Raw genomic sequence first — 14694 nt, forward strand, 5'->3', positions numbered from 1 at the left:
ACCAGTGATGTGATCACCCCGATCCGCCCGGCACGCCTCCCCGCCGCGATGCCGGCAGAGAGGACCCCGATGTCCCGCAGTAGAGGCACGAAGGGAGCGGCCCGACAGCCGGTACCCGCCTCGGCTGAGGTCAGCCGCGCCGACGCCCAGATCCCCACCTGCGCCCCCGCCGGCCTGCCGGCCACCGCCCGGGTGCTCTTCGCCGTCGTCGCCGGCGACGGCACCCTGGTCCGAGGGCTCGGCGCCACCTCGGCCACCCGGTTGGCCACCGGCATGTACCAGGTCGTCTTCGACCAGGACGTCACCGGCGCCGGCTACCTCGGCACCGTGGGGTACGCCCACAGTGGTGGGGTCGCCCCGCAGGGGACCATCGGCGTCACCCCGCGCACCGGCATCCCGAACGCGGTCTTCGTCGAGACGTACGCCGCCGGCGGCCACGCCGACCGCCCGTTCCACCTGGCGGTCCTGGCCTGAATCCGGCGGGGCGGCGGGCCGGGCCGGCCTGTGGCAGCATCGCGCGGTGCGTCTCCACCGCCTGCTGGCCGTGCTCGCGGCCCTGCTCGCCGTCGCCCACCTGGTCGGGTCGGCGTACGCGAACCCGCTGCTGCCCGCCGCGCAGGCCCTGGCCTGGTTCGCCGCCGCGGGTACCGCGCTGATCCTGCCCGGCCTGCCGCCACTCGTCCGGTCCGGGCTCGCCGTCGCCGCGCTCGCCGTCGGCCTGCTGGCGCTGCCGACCGCCGGGCAGCCGCAGTTCGGCTGGGTGGCGCTGACGCCCGTCGACGGGTCCGGGAGCACCGAGCCGTGGCGGTGGCTACCGTCAGCGGTGGCCGGGGTCGCGCTCACGGTCGCGGTGCTCGCCCTGCCGGGACGGCCGGTGGACCGGCGGCGAGTCGTCGGGGCGGCGACACTGGCCGTGCTGGCCGGCCTGCTCCTCGCCACCCGCGGCTCCGCGCCGTTCCTGCCGCCGTCCGTGCTGCCACCCGAGCCGATCGACGTCCTGCCGGCGTACCTGGTGCTGGTTGCCCTGGCGCTGGTGGCGCTGCTCCGGTCCGGGGCGGTCCTGGTCGCGACGGGCCTGACCGTGGCGGCGGTGGCGGCGCTGGGGGTGGTCCACCGGGGGTGGCCGCCGCTGCCGGGGCTCGCCGACCAGTCGGGCCTGACCTTCTACTCCGCCGAGGAGTACCAGGTCCGGGCAGCCGTCGGCGGGGCGGGTGCCGACCTGCTGCGGTTCGTCGCCGCAGCGCTGCTGCTGGCGGGATGCCGGTGGGCCGGCCGGACACGAGCGCGCGGCGCCGCCCGACCTGGGTCGTGACGTCGCCGCGCTCTGGCCGTCTCCCACCACCGCAGCCGTACGGCGGTACGCCGGCGGGGACCTGGCTCGCCCGGCGTCGTACGCCGGTCTTGGCGGACGGGATGCCCGTCCGAAGGGGATCCAAACCGCGACGGGGTGGGGAATTCCACCATCTGCCGATCCCGGCGTGACGGGCGGGCGCGACGGGTATGCGCCCGCCATGGAACATTTCACGATCGCGACCGTCGCCGAGAAGAGCCCGGACTTCCGTCGGGTGCTCTGGACCGGGGAGCGCACCCAGTTGGTGATCATGACGATTCCGCCGGGCGGGGAGATCGGCGAGGAGGTCCACGAGGGCATCGACCAGATCCTCACCTTCGTCAGCGGTACCGGTGAGGCGCGGGTGGCCGGGGAGAAGCAGGAGGTCGTCTCCGGCGACCTGGTGGTCGTACCGGCCGGAACCAGGCACAACTTCGTCAACACCGGCCCCAACCCGCTGGTCCTCTACACCGTCTACGGGCCGCCCGACCACGCCGACGGGGCGGTGCACCGGACCAAGGAGGAGGCCGACGCGGCCGAGGCCGCCGGTCGGGACGAGCCGCCGACCGCCTGACCGGCACGGCCTGAACCCACCCGCTCCGGGTACCCGGAGCGGGTGGTGCAGCAGCCGGCGATCTCCGACTACGGGTTTCTCTCCGACTGCCGATCCGGGGCCCTGGTGGGGCGGGACGGCTCGGTCGACTGGTGGTGCCCCGACCGGTTCGACCAGGCGTCGGTCTTCGCCCGGCTGCTCGACCCGGCCGGCGGGCACTGGCGGCTCGCCCCGCTCGCCCCGAGCCGGGTGGAGCGGGCGTACCTGCCCGACACCCTGGTGCTGCGGACCGTGCACCACACCCCGGAGGGCAGCGTGGCGGTCACCGACGCGCTCGCCGCCGAGCCGGGCGCCCGGGGCCACGAGCTGGGCATGAACTCGCCGGCCGTGCTGCTCCGGGTGGTCGAGGGGCTCTCCGGGCGGGTCCGGATGCAGCTCGACTTCGCCCCGCGACCCGAGCACGGCCTGCTCACCCCGTACCTGCACGAGCAGCCGGAGGGCGGGGTGCTGGCCACCGCCGGGCCGGTGGCGCTGGTCCTGCGCGCCGCCGGCGAGGCGCTGCGTCCGGACCGGGACCGGGTGAGCTGCACCTTCGACGTCCCCGCCGGCCGGACGGTCGCCTTCGACCTCGCGTACGCCCCGGTCTACGGGGACCCGCCGGCCCGGCTCGATCCGGTGACCGCGCTCGACGAGACGGTGCAGGCCTGGCAGGCGTTCCGGGAGACGCACCGCTACGACGGGCAGTACGTGCCGCAGGTCCGGCAGAGCGCGCTGGTGCTCACCGGCCTGACGTACGCCCGCAGCGGCGCGGTCGCCGCGGCGCTGACCACCTCCCTGCCGGAACGCATCGGCGGTGACCGCAACTACGACTACCGGTACTCCTGGCTGCGCGACTTCTCGATGACCATGCGGGCGCTCTGGGTGGGCGCCTGCCCGGACGAGGCGTCGAGGCTGTTCGCCTGGGTGGCCCGCTCGATCGGGCGGATCGGCGACCGGCCGGTGCCGGTGCTGTTCGGGTTGGAGGGGGAGCGGGACCTCTCCGAGCACGAGTGCACCCACCTGCGCGGGTACGCCGACAGCCGGCCGGTGCGCATCGGCAACGACGCCTGGCGGCAGCGGCAGCTGGACGTGCCCGGCGAGGTCATCTCCGCGGTCTGGCGGCTGCACGACTACCTCGGCGACCCCTTCGAGACGGAGCTGCGGGAGATGGTGGTCGGCCTGGCCGACCAGGTGGCCGCGACCTGGCGGCAGCCGGACCGGGGGATGTGGGAGACCCGGGACACCGAGCGGCACTACGTCTCCTCCAAGGCGCTCTGCTGGCTGGCGCTGGACCGGGCGGTGGCGCTGGCGCCCCGGCTCGGGGAGCGGGCGGAGCCGCGCCGCTGGGCGGCGGCGCGCGACGAGATCCGCGCCACCGTGCTGCGCGAGGGGTGGAACGACCGGGTCGGCGCGTACACCGGCGCGTTCGGCTCGGCGGAGCTGGACGCCTCGGCGCTGTTCCTGCCGGTCATGGGTTTCCTCCCGGCCACCGACCCACGGATGCGCGCCACCATCGCGGTGGTCGAGCGCGAGCTGGGCAGCGACGACGGCCTGGTCCGGCGCTGGAACGACGACCCGGCGGGTTTCGTGCTCTGCTCGTTCTGGCTGGTGGAGTGCCTGGTGCTGGCCGGCGAGGCGGGCCGGGCCCGGCGGCTGTTCGAGCGGGTCCTCGGCCACGCCAACGACCTCGGCCTGTTCGCCGAGCAGATCGACCTGCGCAGCGGGGTCCAGCTCGGCAACACCCCACAGGCGCTGTCGCACATCGGCCTGATCAACGCGGCCTGGCGGCTGACCGAACCGGACACCGACTGACCGGGGCGGTGGGCTACACCAGCGGCACGTCCGAGACGTCCACGGTCTCCGGGTACTTCAGGCCGGCGCCGGTGTTCAGGACCACCACCCGCTCGCCGGGGCGGATCCAGCCGCCGGCGCGCAGGTGCCGGGCGGCGGTCAGGCAGGCGGCCCCCTCCGGGCAGAGCAGCAGCCCCTCCCGGGCCGCGAAGTCGCGCAGGTCGGCCAGGATCTCCGTGTCGTCCACCGCGATCGCGGTACCGCTGCTCTCCCGCAGCGCGGTCAGGATCAGCTCGTCGCCGAGCGGGGCCGGCACGGTGATGCCGAACGCCACCGTGTGCGCGTCCGTCCACGGGGTGACCCGCTCCTCGCCGGCCGCGAAGGCGCGCACCACCGGGGCGCAGCCGGTGGACTGCACCGCGACGAGCCGGGGCAGCCGGTCCTCGACCCACCCCAGCTCGCGCAGCTCGTGCAGGGCCTTGTGGATGCCGATCAGCCCGACCCCGCCGCCGGTCGGGTAGATGATCACGTCGGGTACCTGCCAGCCCAGCTGCTCGACGATCTCGTACCCCATGGTCTTCTTGCCCTCCAGCCGGTAGGGCTCGCGCAGCGTGCCGGCGTCGAAGACCCGCCCGCCCGACTCGGCGACCAGCCGGGCCACCCAGCGGCCGGCGTCGCTGATCAGGCCGTCCACCAGCCGCAGGTCGGCCCCGGCGGCCACACACTCGCGCCGGCAGATGGTCGGCGCGTCGAGCGGCATCGCGATGGTCGCGCCCATCCCGGCCCGGGCCGCGTACGTCGCCCAGGCCGCCCCGGCGTTGCCGTTGGTCGGCATGGCGATCCGCTCCACGCCCAGCTCCCGGGCCCGGCTCACGCCGACCGCCGCGCCCCGGGCCTTGAACGACCCGGTCGGGGTGAGCCCCTCGTCCTTGACGATCAGGTCCGGGATGCCGATCTCGTGCCCGTAGCGGGGGGCGCGCAACAGCGGCGTCCAGCCCTCGCCCAACGTGGTGACGAAACGCGGGTCGGCCACCGGCAGCAGCTCCCGGTAGCGCCACAGGTCGGCCGGGCGCAGCCCGAACTGTTCCGGGGTGACCGACGCGGCCACCGCCGCCAGGTCGTAGCGGGCCAGCAGCGGCGACCCGCACTCGCAGAGGTTCTGCAGCTTGTCCGCCGGATGGTGCAGACCGCAACGGGGGCATTCCAGGTGCGTCAGGTGCACGGTGCTCCTCAGCTCGCGTCGATGCTCAGCCAGTGCCGACTGCGCCGGCCCGGCTCGTAGGGGGAGTCGAGGCGTTTGGCCACCACCCCCGGGAGCCCCTGTTCGCGGGCGGTCCGCAGGGCGTCGGCGCCGACGCCCGGGAACCACGGCGGAGTCTGCCAGTGCGTACCGGCGAGCGCCAGACCGTCGAGCAGCTCGCGGCGCTGCGCGTACGGCAGGTCGCCGGTGGTGACGCCCTCCAGCCAGAGCAGGTCGACGGCGAGGAACTGGCCGTCCCGCTTGCTGGGCGGCTTCACCCGGCCGGCCGGGTCGATCCGGACCAGCACGCCGTCCAGCACCGCCTCGGTCGGGGCCAGCTCCTCGGCCAGCGCGCGCAGCCAGGGGTACGCCCCGGTGACCTCCTCGTCGTCCGCGTCGAGCAGCCGCAACCGGCCACCGGAGACGTACCCGGTCACCCGGACGCCGTCCCAGCGCAGCTCGTAGCCCCAGGCCGCCTCGTCGGCCGGCAGCCGCCGGCCGGGGGTGGCGTGCATCGGGCGGACCAGCTCGGGCATCGGCGTCCAGCCCTCCGGCGCCGGGTCGGTGCGGCGGACCATCCAGTCCCGGCCCCGCCCGCCGGTCGCGAAGAGCACGTACCGGCCCGTGGTCCGCTCCCCGGCCAGCACCACGACCACCTCGTCGTCGCGCCACTTCTCCAGCCGGTACGTCCCGCTGTCGTGGATGACCATCCGGCCGCCGCCGTACTCACCGGCCGGGATCTCGCCGTGGAAGGTGAGGTACTCCATCGGGTGGTCCTCGGTGTGCACCGCGAGGTGGTTGCGACCCGGGTCGCGGGGCAGGCCGCGCGGCACCGCCCAGGAGGCCAGCACGCCGTCGTGCTCCAGCCGCAGATCCCAGTGCAGGCTGCGGGCGTGGTGCTGCTGGATCACGAAGCGGGGCGCGCAGCGAGCGGTCCGCCCGCGCCGCGTCGTGCGGGCGGGCACCGGCTCGGGGGTACGCTCCGCGTCCCGCTTGCTCCGGTACTCCTCCAGCCGGTCGCCCACCCCCGCATTCTCCGCCACGGTGCGGCCGATCGCCCGGATCCCGCCACGTCTGTCCGGTTCGCCGCGCTCCGGCGGGTCGCCGGCATGGGCGCGGCGATCAGGGGTAGAAGCGTCGGTATGGACCTCGACCAACCCACCGCGGCAATCGCCGGCGACCTGCGGATGCCGCTGCTCGGCTTCGGCACCTGGCAGGCGACCGGGGAGGCCGGCTACGACGCCGTGCTCGCCGCCCTGGACGCCGGTTACCGGCACATCGACACCGCCACCATGTACGGCAACGAGAAGGAGGTCGGTCGGGCGGTCCAGGAGAGCGGGCTGCGCCGCGAGGACATCTTCCTCACCACCAAGCTGCCGCCGGACCGGGTGGGCCGGGAACGGGAGACCATCGAGGCGAGCCTGGCGGCCCTCGACACCGACCACGTCGACCTCTGGCTGATCCACTGGCCGCCGTCCTCGCCGGCCGACAGCATCCCGGTCTGGCGGGAACTGCTCGCCGCGCGCAACGAGGGCCTCACCCGTGCCGTCGGGGTCAGCAACTACTCGATCGCCCAGATCGACGAGCTGATCCAGGCCACCGAGGAGATCCCGGCGGTCAACCAGATCCGGTGGAGCCCCGCCCTGTACGACCGGCAGGTGCACGCCGCGCACAAGGACCGGGGCGTGGTGCTGGAGGGCTACAGCCCGTTCAAGACCAGTGACCTGTCGGATCCGGTGCTGGTGCGCATCGCTCAGGCGCACGACGTCTCCCCGGCGCAGGTGGTGCTGCGCTGGCACATCGATCACGAGATCGTGGTGATCCCCAAGTCGGTGACCCCGGAGCGGATCCGGGCCAACGCCGAGGTCTTCGACTTCTCGCTCACCGCCGAGGAGATGCGCGACATCGACGCGCTGGGCGGCTGACACCATGACGGCGTGGACTTCCTTCAGCACTGGTACCTGAGCAACTGCGACGGTGACTGGGAGCACGAGTTCGGGGTGCGCATCGAGACCCTGGACAACCCGGGCTGGACCGTCGAGGTCGATCTCGTCGACACGCGGCTCGAAGGGCGGCTGCTGAGCCGTACGAAGCTGGAGCCGGGGGCGGGTCGCTGGGTGTGGGTGGAGTCCGACGGTCGGCACTTCAGTAGTTCCTGCGATCCGCTGTCGCTGCAGGTGGCACTGCAGCGGTTCCGGGCGTTCGCCGAGTTGCCGGCAGCCGAGGCGGGCCCCGGTGCCGGCTGAGCCCTCGGCGCGCAGGGCGACTCCCGTCGCGCGAGGGGGCGCGGTCCGGACGGACCGCGCCCCCTCGTCGTACTCCTGGGGTCAGGACTTCGTGCAGGTGGCCCCGTTGAGGGTGAAGCTGCTCGGCGCGGAGTACGCCCCGCTCAGCGTCGCCTGGTAACCGAAGTTGGTCGAGGCGCCCGGCGAGAGCGTGCCGTTGTAGCTGACGTTCTTCGCGGTGAGCGCGGACCCGCTCTGGGTCACCGTGGCGTTCCACGCGTTGGTGACGGTCTGCCCGGACGGCAGGTTGTAGTTCATGGTCCAGCCGTTGATCGTGCTGGAGCCGGTGTTGGTGATCGTCACCTCGGCGGTGAAGCCGTTGTTCCACACGTTCGTCGGGGTGTACTTCACCGCGCAGGACGCGTTGCCGCTCGGCGGCGGGGTCGGGCTGCTGCTGGTGGGCGGCGGGGTCGGGCTGCTGGACGTGGGCGGCGGGGTGGCGCCGGTGTTGACGTCCTGCGAGAACGAGTTGACCGCGAGGCCCACGCCGCCCTGCCACGGCTCGAAGCCGGCCTGGATGCTGGTCAGGTACCAATCGTTGGTGATCGCGCCCCGGTTACGGGTGTCGGCGATGAACGCCATGACGTCGAAGCTCATGCTCGGGATCGCCGACGGGGCGACGTACGAGATGACGTTGTTGGAGCCGTTGCTGCCCCGCCAGACCTCCCAGTTGCGGCCGGCGATGTTGGCGGTCGCGACGGGCGAGCCGATGGGCTGGATGGAGCCCTGGCGGTTGAGCCAGATCATGATCTCCATCTGGTTCACCCCGTCCTTCTTGGGGCTGGGGTCGAGCCAGATGTCGTACGAGGCGTCGAAGACCGCCCCGCTGACGTAGTTGTAGCTGATGCTGGCCGGCGCGCTGCCGATGTTCTTCACCTGCACCGGCAGGTTGGTGCCGGGCGAGCAGTTGGTGTAGTGGCAGCCCACGAAGATCGAGGGGTAGGAGACCGGCGCGCCGTTGGTCGGCGACGAGCCGTCCGCCCGGGTGATCGAGAAGCCGGTGGACGTCACGTTGATGCACTGGGTGGCGGTGGTGCCCCAGCGGTTGTTCTGCACGACGTACTTGCCGCCGATGGTGGTGGAGCCGTACTGGTCGCAGATCTGGGTGTCGGCGGAGGCGTTGCCGCCGAGGATGACGGCGACGATCGAGCCGGCGGCCAGCAGGCCGGCGGCCGCGATCGCCCTCAGTGGACGCTTCATGATGCTCCTTGGGTGCGGCGCGGGGGCGCCGGGACGTGTGGGGGAGTACGGGCGGGAGCGCTCCCAGGTTCAGGAGGACACATTTACATGCCTGAAACAGTTGCGCAACTGTACCGGTTAAGTCAGCCGGCAATACCACGCACCGGTGAACCCGCGGTGGCACAGCGTGCTGGTTCATTCCCCCGCTCGGCGTGGGACTCCTGGCCTGCGGGATTACCGCACGAAACCGAGCAGTGGGCGCGCCAGGCCCGATGGGACCTACCGTGCGTCGATCGCGGCGAGTAGTGTCTTGCCTCCAACGCGTGCCGAACCCCTCCGGAGGCGTACACCACGATGGGTGGCTCCCCCCTGCGCGTCCTCGTCGTCGGCGCGGGCATCGCCGGTCTCGCCGTGGCGCGGGCGCTACGCCTGGCGGGATTCCGGCCGGACGTCACCGAGAAGCTGCCGCCCGACGAGCGCAGCGACATCGGCCTCTACCTCCCCGGAAACGCCGCCCGGGCGCTGCGCCGCCTCGACCTGGACGGCCCGGTACGCCCGCTCGGGCAGATCATCCACCGGCAGCGCTTCCTCGACGCCGCGGGCGCGCCGCTCTGCGAGGTCGACCTCGACGCCCTCTGGGCCGGCGTGGGGGAGTGCCGGGCGCTGCCCCGCGCCGAACTGCACCGGGTGCTGCTGACCGGGGCCGGCGGCGCGGTCCGGCACGGCGCCGAGATCCGCACCGTCGACCCGCTCCCCGGCGGCGTCGCGGTCGGCTTCACCGACGGCACCGCCAGCGAGTACGACCTGGTCATCGGGGCCGACGGGCCGCGCTCGACGGTGCGTACCCTGGCCGCGCTCGGTGGGCCGCCCCGCCCCGCCGGCCAGGTCGTCTACCGGGCGGTGGTGCGCGGCGGGCCGCGGGTCGCCGACTGGACGGCGCTGCTCGGCCAGCGCGCCGGCTTCCTCGTCGTGCCGATCGGGGCCGGTCGCCTGCACTGCTACGCCGACGAGGCGGGCAGCACCGTGCCGGCCGACCCGCTGGCCCGGCTGCACGAACTCTTCGGCGAATACGGCGGTCCGGTGCCCCAGGTGCTCGCCGCCCTGCAGGACGTGCAGGTCGAGCTGACCCAGGAGGTGGAGCTGGGCCGCTGGTTCCACGGCCGGGTGCTGCTGGTCGGTGACGCGGCCCACGCCACCGCGCCGACGCTGTCCCAGGGCGCCGCGATGGCGCTGGAGGACGCCGTGGTGCTCGCCGAGTCGCTCAAGGCCGCCACCAGCGTCGACGCCGCGCTGCTCGCGTACGAGAGCCGCCGTCGGCCGCGTACCCGATGGGTGCGGGACCGGACCCGGGACCGCAACCGCACCCGCGACGTGCCGCCGGCGCTGCGCGACCCGCTGCTTCGCGGTCGCGGCGGACGGATCTTCCAGGAGCACTACCGGTTGCTGGTCGGCCCGCTCTGAGCACCGCGCGCGGGGGCGGTGATCGTAGCCGCCCACCCCACGCGGCACCCCCACCTGCCGGGGACTATCCTCCCTACGGATGACGGCTGCGCAGATGACCAGCGCGTGCCGAGCGGGACAACCCAGAACCGGAGGCCACTCGTGACCACCGTCGCACCCAAGCCGGTCGTGACCCGGCCCTGGCCGGTCCGCGAGCCGGTCAAGGGGTCGGCCCTCGCGCGGCTGCTGCGCACCACGGACGCGAAGCAGATCGGGATCATGTACATGGTCACCGCGTTCGCGTTCTTCATGATCGGTGGCCTGATGGCCCTGATCATGCGCGCCGAGCTGGCGCGGCCGGGCCTGCAGTTCCTGTCGCCCGAGCAGTACAACCAGCTCTTCACCATGCACGGCACGATCATGCTGCTGTTCTTCGCGACGCCGATCGTGTTCGCCTTCGCGAACTACGTGGTGCCGCTGCAGATCGGCGCGCCCGACGTGTCGTTCCCCCGACTGAACGCCTTCGCCTACTGGCTGTACCTCTTCGGTGGCACGCTGGCCACCGCCGGCTTCATCAGCCCGGGTGGCGCCGCCGACTTCGGCTGGACCGCCTACACCCCGCTGAGCACGGTCGAGCACTCGCCGGGCGTCGGCGCGAACATGTGGGTGGTCGGCCTGGCCATCTCCGGTCTGGGCACCATCCTCGGCGCGGTCAACCTGATCACCACGATCCTGACCCTGCGCGCCCCCGGCATGACCATGTTCCGGATGCCGATCTTCACCTGGAACATGCTGGTCACCAGCCTGCTGGCGATCCTGGTCTTCCCGCTGCTGGCCGCCGCGCTCTTCGCGCTGGCCGCCGACCGCCTGATCGGCGCGCACGTGTACGACCCGGCCACCGGCGGGCCGATGCTCTGGCAGCACCTGTTCTGGTTCTTCGGGCACCCCGAGGTGTACATCATCGCGCTGCCGTTCTTCGGCATCGTCACCGAGGTCATCCCGGTCTTCTCCCGCAAGCCGATCTTCGGCTACAAGGGTCTGGTCGCCGCGACCATCGCCATCGCCGCCCTGTCGATGAGCGTCTGGGCGCACCACATGTTCGCCACCGGCCAGGTGCTGCTGCCGTTCTTCAGCTTCCTCAGCTACCTGATCGCCGTGCCCACCGGTATGAAGTTCTTCAACTGGATCGGCACCATGTGGCGGGGGCAGATCACCTTCGAGACGCCGATGCTCTTCGCGGTCGGCTTCCTGGTGACCTTCCTCTTCGGTGGTCTGACCGGTGTGCTGCTGGCCAGCCCGCCGATCGACTTCCACGTGCACGACTCGTACTTCGTGGTGGCGCACTTCCACTACGTGCTCTTCGGCACGATCGTGTTCGCGGTGTTCTCCGGCATCTACTTCTGGTTCCCGAAGATGTTCGGCCGGATGCTCGACGAGCGGCTCGGCAAGATTCACTTCTGGCTGACCATGATCGGCTTCCACACCACGTTCCTGGTGCAGCACTGGCTCGGCAACGAGGGCATGCCCCGCCGGTACGCCGACTACCTGCCCAGCGACGGCTTCACCACGCTGAACACCATCTCCACGATCGGCGCGTTCATCACCGGCATCTCGACCCTGCCGTTCATCTGGAACTGCTGGAAGTCGTACAAGTCCGGTCCGGTGGTCGAGGTCGACGACCCGTGGGGCCACGGCAACTCGCTCGAGTGGGCCACCAGCTGCCCGCCGCCGCTGCGCAACTTCGACCGGATGCCGCGGATCCGCTCCGAGCGGCCGGCGTTCGACCTGAAGTTCCCGGAGCTGGCCGCCGGTCAGAGCCTGGCCGGCCCGCCGGAGGGTGGCGCCAAGCCGCTGACCAGCGAGTCCAACGGTGGCGCCAGCTACCAGGAGGACACCGCCGGCAACCTCGACCAGCGCTGACGCTCCACCAGTACGCCGACGGGCGCCGCCCCCTCACGGGAGCGGCGCCCGTCGCCTTTCCGCCCCCAACCGTGCCGCTGCCGGGCGGCGGCACCTTGACGTTGCCGCGACGGTCGGGTGCGGATGCCCGGGATCACGCTCGATCATTGATCGAGTGGTGTCGGGCGGGCTTGGGTTCCACTACTTCCTGGATCGAGGATGATCGCGGGGCGCGGGGCGTAGGCATTCTCATTCTTCGATGAATCGCTTAGCCTGAGCGGGTCGCATCCGCGATCTTCGCGTGCCCGGCCTCAGGAGGCGTCGTGCTCAGGTATCCGCTCGTGACGTTGGCAGTCGCCGCCCTCGGCCTGCCGCTGTCGACCGCCCCCGCGCAGGCGGCACCCGAAATGCCGGCCGTCGCCGGGTGGTCGACCCCGGCCCCCGCGCCGACCGGCTGCACCACCTCGATGGAGTGGATCTACGACGGCGTCAACTACTACTACGGGCGCGGCAAGGTGCAGTGCACCACGGGCCGCTACCGGGTCAAGATCCAGTGTCGCAACCAGCAGACCGGGGTCGGCTACGTCATCTACGGCGGCACCGCGGTGAACGCTCCCGGCACGGCCACCGCCACCTGCTACGTCGGCAACGTCGCCGAGAAGGTCTATCCGGTGGAGGACCCGCTGCCGACCGGGGTCACCACGGGGTGCGCGCCCTGGATCGAGTGGGTGCACGAGGGCAGCAACCACTACTACGGCCGGGGCCGGGTCCAGTGCGACACCGGCCGGTACCAGGTGAAGATCAACTGTCGTAACCTCCAGACCGGCGTGGCGTACGTCGTCTACGGCGGCCAGGTGGTGACCGCCCCCGACACGGCCACCACCACCTGCTACAGCGGCAACGTGGCGGAGAGCGTGGAGGCGCTGCCGCAGTGACCCGCGCCGGCCGGGTGGCGCGCCGGACGGCCCGCCACCCGGCCGGCCGGAAGCCCGCCCGCCCCCCGGAAGACCGCTCCCCGGAAGCCCGCCCCCCGAAGCCGGACGGCAGCCGGAAGCCGGACGGCCGGTCAGCCGGCGGCCGGCACTGGCACCGGCTCCGGCTCCGGTGCGGCCGGCAGCGGCGCACGGCGGTGCCGCAGTTCGACCGGGAGCACCGCCGCCGCCACCAGCACGCCGATCGCGCCGGTGACCACGAAGCCCCACATCGGGGCCGAGGCGTCGATCACCGCGCCGGCCAGCGGCGCGCCGAGGGCGATGCCGACGGTGACCGCCGAGCCGTGCAGGCCCATCGCCTCACCGCGTACCCCGGCGGGGGCCAGCCGGCTCACCGCGTCGGAGGTCGACGCGATGGTGGGAGCGCAGAGCGCCCCGGCCGGGACCAGGGCGAGGCAGAGCAGCCACCAGTGCGAACCGCCCAGCCCGACCGGGATGGTGGTGAGGCTGAGCGTCGCCATCAGCGCCAGCGGCGAGAACGAGCGGTGCACCGCCCCGTACGCGAAGCCGCCCACCAGCGACGCCACCGCCCAGGCGGCCAGCACGGCACCGGTCCAGCCCACCTCGCCGCCGTCGCGGAGCACGGCCACCACGGCCACGTCGGTGCCACCGAGCACCAGGGTGGCGGCCAGGCTCACCGCCAGCACGGCCAGCAGCCGGGGCGTGAGCCACTCGCGGCGCGGCACCCTGCGGTGCGGACCGACCGGCTCGTCGGCGCTGCGGGTGGGCGGATCGAGCAGCCAGAACCCGATCCCGGCGGCGACGATCCCAGCCCCGACGGCCCACATGGTGGTGCGCGCGGAGAGGGTGGTGGCGAGGGCCACGGCCAGCGCCGGGCCGACCATGAACGACAGCTCGACCGACATCGAGTCCAGCGCGTACGCCGGGCGGCGGCGCTCGGCCGGGACGAGCGCGGCGACCGACTGGCGGACCACCGAGAAGACCGGGAGGGCGAGCAGCCCGGCGAGGAACGCCGTCGGCAGCAGCACCGGATAGCTCAGGGTCGGCGCGGTGGCCCAGAAGACGCCCTCGGCGACGGTGGTGAGCAGCAGCACCGGGCGCAGCCCACGCCGGTCGACCAGCCGGCCGAGCAGCGGGGAGCCGAGCGCGGCGCCGACCGTCGAGGCGGCCCCGACCAGGCCGGCCGCGCCGTAGCCGCGGCCGAGGTCGAGCACCACGTGGAAGGTGAGCACCACCCCGGTCGCGGTGAGCGGGATGCGGGCCAGCACCGACACCAGCAGCAACGACCGGAGACCGGGCAGGGCGAGCGCCTCCCGGTAAGGCTTCAAGTTCACGACGGTCCGTACCTCCGGCCGACATCCTCGACCGGGGGTACGACAGTCGCAAGCGATTACCCGGTCAAGCGGCCCTGATCACAGGCGCGCCGACCATGGCCACGTCGGCCCCCTCGAGCGCCCGCAGCGCCACGTCCAGGGTGTCCGCCGCGACCGCGGCGGTCAGGTCGAGCAGCACCGTGGTCCGGAAGCCCTCCCGGGCGGCGTCCAGCGCGGTCGCCCGTACGCAGTGGTCGGTGGCGATGCCCACCACGTCGACCCGGTCGACGTCGTGCCGGCGCAACCAGTCGGCCAGGCACTCGCCGTCGGGGCCGTGCCCCTCGAAGCCGGAGTACGCGGCCGCGTGCTCGCCCTTGTGGAAGATCGCCTCGACCCGGCCGGTGGCCAGGTCCGGGTGGAACTCCGAGCCGGCCGTGCCCACCACGCAGTGCCGGGGCCAGGAGTCGACGTAGTCCGGCGGGTTGCCGAAGTGCGCCCCCGGGTCGATGTGGTAGTCCTTCGTCGCCACCACGTGGTCCCAGCGCTGCGGCTCGGCGGCCAGCAGCCGGGAGATGCCGGCCGCCACGCCGGCACCGCCGGCCACGGCGAGCGAGCCGCCCTCGCAGAAGTCGTTCTGCACGTCCACGATGATCAACGCGTTGCCCATGGCGG

The 14694-nt window shown here is 73.0% G+C and carries 14 protein-coding genes; 9 read left to right on the forward strand and 5 right to left on the reverse strand.

The features are described from left to right. The first annotated feature begins 69 nt into the window (after positions 1–69). From GA0070611_RS28280 to GA0070611_RS28295, 4 genes are all read left to right on the forward strand, one after another. The gene (locus GA0070611_RS28280; RefSeq protein ID WP_091671204.1) at positions 70–474 is read left to right on the forward strand and encodes a hypothetical protein; all 405 of its coding nucleotides are present in this window, start codon (positions 70–72) and stop codon (positions 472–474) included. A 46-nt stretch (positions 475–520) separates the two neighbouring features. Further along, positions 521–1312, forward strand: a complete 792-nt coding sequence (locus tag GA0070611_RS28285) for a hypothetical protein (RefSeq protein WP_091671207.1) — start codon at positions 521–523, stop codon at positions 1310–1312. 199 nt (positions 1313–1511) lie between these two features. Then, entirely contained in the window at positions 1512–1904 is a 393-nt protein-coding gene (locus tag GA0070611_RS28290; RefSeq protein WP_091671209.1) for a cupin domain-containing protein, read from the forward strand. Between the two features lie 45 nt (positions 1905–1949). Next, positions 1950–3734 (forward strand): glycoside hydrolase family 15 protein, encoded by a 1785-nt coding sequence (locus GA0070611_RS28295; RefSeq protein ID WP_091673569.1) that lies wholly within the window; start codon positions 1950–1952, stop codon positions 3732–3734. Positions 3735–3747: 13 nt separating this feature from the next. Here GA0070611_RS28295 and GA0070611_RS28300 read toward each other — a convergent pair whose 3' ends face one another. Both GA0070611_RS28300 and GA0070611_RS28305 read right to left on the reverse strand, forming a co-directional pair. Beyond that, positions 3748–4935 (reverse strand): threonine synthase, encoded by a 1188-nt coding sequence (locus GA0070611_RS28300; RefSeq protein WP_091671211.1) that lies wholly within the window; start codon positions 4933–4935, stop codon positions 3748–3750. A gap of 8 nt (positions 4936–4943) precedes the next feature. Next, complete coding sequence (locus tag GA0070611_RS28305) at positions 4944–5978, reverse strand: DNA polymerase ligase N-terminal domain-containing protein (protein ID WP_091671213.1); 1035 nt, start codon at positions 5976–5978, stop codon at positions 4944–4946. A 117-nt stretch (positions 5979–6095) separates the two neighbouring features. Here GA0070611_RS28305 and GA0070611_RS28310 point away from each other — a divergent pair, with 117 nt between their 5' ends. After that, positions 6096–6878 (forward strand): aldo/keto reductase, encoded by a 783-nt coding sequence (locus tag GA0070611_RS28310; protein WP_091671216.1) that lies wholly within the window; start codon positions 6096–6098, stop codon positions 6876–6878. Positions 6879–6890: 12 nt separating this feature from the next. Continuing rightward, a complete protein-coding gene (locus tag GA0070611_RS28315) occupies positions 6891–7199 on the forward strand; it encodes an Imm53 family immunity protein (protein WP_091671219.1) in 309 nt (102 codons plus the stop codon). An 81-nt stretch (positions 7200–7280) separates the two neighbouring features. On the opposite strand, the gene GA0070611_RS28320 is transcribed toward GA0070611_RS28315, so the two are convergent. Continuing rightward, positions 7281–8438: a GH12 family glycosyl hydrolase domain-containing protein gene (locus tag GA0070611_RS28320; protein ID WP_091671222.1), complete on the reverse strand. Its 1158-nt coding sequence runs from the start codon at positions 8436–8438 to the stop codon at positions 7281–7283. 333 nt (positions 8439–8771) lie between these two features. Here GA0070611_RS28320 and GA0070611_RS28325 point away from each other — a divergent pair, with 333 nt between their 5' ends. The 3 genes from GA0070611_RS28325 (at position 8772) to GA0070611_RS28335 (ending at position 12691) form a co-directional block, all read left to right on the forward strand. Further along, on the forward strand, positions 8772–9878 hold the full coding sequence (locus GA0070611_RS28325; protein ID WP_091671224.1) for an FAD-dependent monooxygenase: 1107 nt from the start codon (positions 8772–8774) through the stop codon (positions 9876–9878). A gap of 141 nt (positions 9879–10019) precedes the next feature. Continuing rightward, positions 10020–11777 (forward strand): aa3-type cytochrome oxidase subunit I, encoded by a 1758-nt coding sequence (gene ctaD, locus GA0070611_RS28330; RefSeq protein ID WP_091671227.1) that lies wholly within the window; start codon positions 10020–10022, stop codon positions 11775–11777. A 302-nt stretch (positions 11778–12079) separates the two neighbouring features. Continuing rightward, entirely contained in the window at positions 12080–12691 is a 612-nt protein-coding gene (locus GA0070611_RS28335) for a hypothetical protein (protein ID WP_157740406.1), read from the forward strand. A gap of 131 nt (positions 12692–12822) precedes the next feature. On the opposite strand, the gene GA0070611_RS28340 is transcribed toward GA0070611_RS28335, so the two are convergent. Beyond that, positions 12823–14043, reverse strand: a complete 1221-nt coding sequence (locus tag GA0070611_RS28340) for an MFS transporter (protein ID WP_091671232.1) — start codon at positions 14041–14043, stop codon at positions 12823–12825. A gap of 64 nt (positions 14044–14107) precedes the next feature. Next, positions 14108–14689 carry an isochorismatase family protein gene (locus GA0070611_RS28345; RefSeq protein WP_091671236.1) on the reverse strand — a complete coding sequence of 194 codons (582 nt, stop codon included), beginning with the start codon at positions 14687–14689 and terminating at the stop codon, positions 14108–14110. Between the last annotated feature and the right edge of the window lie 5 nt (positions 14690–14694).

The organism is Micromonospora auratinigra, from assembly GCF_900089595.1.
GTDB lineage: Bacteria > Actinomycetota > Actinomycetes > Mycobacteriales > Micromonosporaceae > Micromonospora > Micromonospora auratinigra.

Excerpts from the sequence above, each read along its gene's own strand:
- GA0070611_RS28310 (WP_091671216.1), top strand. The coding sequence starts at position 6,096 with ATGGACCTCGACCAACCCACCGCGGCAATCGCCGGCGACCTGCGGATG.
- GA0070611_RS28290 (WP_091671209.1), top strand. The coding sequence starts at position 1,512 with ATGGAACATTTCACGATCGCGACCGTCGCCGAGAAGAGCCCGGACTTC.
- GA0070611_RS28320 (WP_091671222.1), bottom strand. The coding sequence starts at position 8,438 with ATGAAGCGTCCACTGAGGGCGATCGCGGCCGCCGGCCTGCTGGCCGCC.
- GA0070611_RS28280 (WP_091671204.1), top strand. The coding sequence starts at position 70 with ATGTCCCGCAGTAGAGGCACGAAGGGAGCGGCCCGACAGCCGGTACCC.
- GA0070611_RS28345 (WP_091671236.1), bottom strand. The coding sequence starts at position 14,689 with ATGGGCAACGCGTTGATCATCGTGGACGTGCAGAACGACTTCTGCGAG.
- GA0070611_RS28325 (WP_091671224.1), top strand. The coding sequence starts at position 8,772 with ATGGGTGGCTCCCCCCTGCGCGTCCTCGTCGTCGGCGCGGGCATCGCC.